Source organism: Paracoccus sp. UBA5162, from assembly GCF_002413585.1.
Taxonomy (GTDB): Bacteria; Pseudomonadota; Alphaproteobacteria; order Rhodobacterales; family Rhodobacteraceae; genus Paracoccus.
In genome coordinates, this window is sequence record NZ_DHXG01000059.1 from 1 (window position 1) to 2827 (window position 2827).

General features: G+C 67.1%; 1 protein-coding gene. It reads right to left on the reverse strand.

Going from position 1 to position 2827, the window contains the following annotated elements; translation table 11 throughout:
* A partial coding sequence (locus tag B4A72_RS09075; protein WP_292978383.1) for a hypothetical protein occupies nucleotides 1-2384 on the reverse strand: 2384 nt, incomplete at its 3' end.
* Nucleotides 2385-2827: the final 443 nt, after the last annotated feature.

Consider the following 2827-nt stretch of genomic DNA (forward strand, 5'->3'; position numbering starts at 1 on the left):
CCGGTGGCGTCGCCGTTCAGCAGGTCCAATTCCGGCACGCCCGGCGCGATCAGGATGCTCTCTTCCAGATGCCAGGTGTGGTAGAGGCTGAAGCTCAGCCGCCCGCCGCCCTGGCCATCGCCGCGCCCGCGGCCGCCCCCAAAGCCGCCGCCGCCCGGCCCGCGCGGTCGTTCGCCGCCATCGCCCGGACCGGCATTGTCGCGCCCGCTCCCCGCGCGCTCTCCGCCGTCGCCGGCGGGCGGGGCGCCATCCTGGCCGGCAGGTCGCTCGCCCTGGGCGCGATTGCGGCCGAAGGCGGCGCGCATGTCGTCCAGTTCCTTGGGACGGTCTTCGGGCCGGGAGCCGCTCGCCCGCCATGCCTCGATCACCTTCTGGATGTGGGACTTCAGCGCGATCGACAGGTCGAAGCCCCAGCGCAGTTGCTCGCTCTGCGACCGCAGGAAATTGATCGGCCGCGCATCGACCTGGATCAGATTGCCATCGGCATCGCGCAGGAAGCGTTGCGGGAAGGCCGCTTCCAGATCGGGGGTCGGGGTCGGGAAGGCGGCGATGGGATTGGTCGTGCGGCTGTTGAGATAGGTCGCCGTCAGCGTCAGATTGGGCTTTTCGAAGGGCTTCACCCGGGCGCTGAGGCGGAACTGGTCGCGCACGCTCTCGCGCAATGCGGCATTGCCGCCGGACAATTGCGTCACGAACACGCTCTGCCCGGTCGCATAGTCGAACACCGAGACGTTGGGCGTCGAAATCAGCGGATCGGTGATCTGCGCGCCGGTCGGGGCGGCGCGATCCTGATTGGCGGATGCGAGGATCTGGACCGCACGGATGGGTTGCCAGCGCAGGCCGTAGCCCAGCGTCGAAAGCGTGCCGAAGTCCGACAATTGCTGCGCGGCGATGTTCAGATTGACGCCGATGTCGCCAATGCCGCCCAGAACGCCCTTGGACCGGCTGGTCAGCGGCACGTCCAGGCTGACCTGCCCGCTGCCGATCTCTCGGCTATAGTCGGTGCTGCGCTCCACGCCCGATCGCACGGACCGGCTTTCAAAGCCGTTGGCCGAGGCTCCCAGGCGGATCGAGGTCATGACGTCGCCCGCGGGCATGCGGAACAGCGCGCCGCTCACCAGCAGGTCGGCGGTCACTGCCTGGCTCTTGGCGCGGGCGGTGTCGATGGTGCGGGTGGCGAGCAGTCCGGGCGCAAAATCGCCATAGGGATTGACCGACGGATCGCCGGCATCCAGCGCGACCTGGATGGCGTCGGTGTCGACGCCACGATCGGTGCGCGTGCGCGTGATCGACAGGTCGCCATTGCCCGTGAAGGACCATTGCCACTTGCGTCCGATCTGGCCGTTCAACGTGACGCCGACATGGCCCGTGGTGCCCCGGATCTGCTGCCCCAGCGCGCCGCCTTGCCCCAGATAGCGGTAAAGCGTCACATCCTGGGCGAAGGGCGAGAAAGGCGATCCGGCGGCCAGGCCAAGCGCGGCGGTGGACAGGCCCTGCAGCGAATCATTTTCCGACAGTTCCAGCCGGCCGTTGATCGTCGCCGACACGCCGCCCAGCGCGCGCGCCAGCGTCGCATTGGCGGAGAAATTCTCGGTGGACGGGCTCAATGTGCGATAGGGGGTCAGGTCAGTGACTGCGGCGACGTTGGCGCCGGCGACGAAGTCCGCCAGGCTGGGCGCGCCGCTCGCCGCGCTTCCCGGCACGGCGGCCACGGTGACCGTCTGGCCCGCCAGCGCCGACAGCGCCGGATCGACTTCCGCGCCGGACATGCCAGCGGCGATATTGCCGCCCAACGCATAGGGGCGGCTGGACGGGCTGGTGACGATGTCGCGCTCGCTTTCCAGCAGCCGCGCGGCGCGGCTATATTCCAGGTCCAGCGAGAAACGATCGTCGCCACGAATGCGCAGCAGGCCGGCCTCGACCTCGGCATTGTCCCGTCCGCCTTCGGTCGTGGTGCCCAGTTCCAGTTCCGCCTTTTCGGACCGGAAACGCTGGCGCAGGACGATATTCACCACCTTCTGCGTGGGTGCATAGCCATAGGACAGGGCGACCTGCTCGGGCAGGATGTCGACCCGCGCCACTGCTTCCGACGGAATGTCGCGGATTTCCGAGAAGCTGGAAATCCGCTTGCCGTTGAGCAGGATGATCGGCGTGCCGTTGGTCTGCGGCTCCAGTTCGGTGATGATCTCGGCGATCGAGGTCACGCCCAGCGCGCGCACATCGGCGGGGGAGAGCTGCTGTTCGGGCTCGATCTCACCGATCACCGCGCCGCGTTCCGGCTGGCCGGTGACGATGATCTCGTCGACCTCGTCGGCCGCCTCCTGTGGCGCCCCGCCTGACACCGGATCGTCCTGCGCCATCAGCGCGCCGGGCGCGACGCTCATCATCAGGGGCAGCAAAAAAATGGATGCGGATCGACGCACGAAAAACCCCCGATATGGAAATGACAAGCCTGATGCCGCTCTAGGCGTCACTTGTCGCAAGATTCTGGCATTTGCCCGACAAATTTGTCGCAAAATGTAATGGCGAGGCTGAACCGCAGCTTGCCGGCTGGAATAAAAGGGAAACGAGCGGCCGGGCCTACGCCTCGCTCGCTTGACGAACGGGGCGCGGCCATGGTGAAACGCAGGTGAAGCACGCGGGAGGCGGCATGAGCGACACCTGGCTATATGACGAGCATCCTGCGATGTTCCGGGCGCATCCCCTGCTGTTCATCCTGCTGCTCGTGTCGGTGGTCGGCATTGTGGCGATCGCGATATGGTGGGTGCTGCACAAGGGCGAGCGGCTGGCTCTGTCCGACCGCGAAGTTCTGATGGAAAAGGGGCTG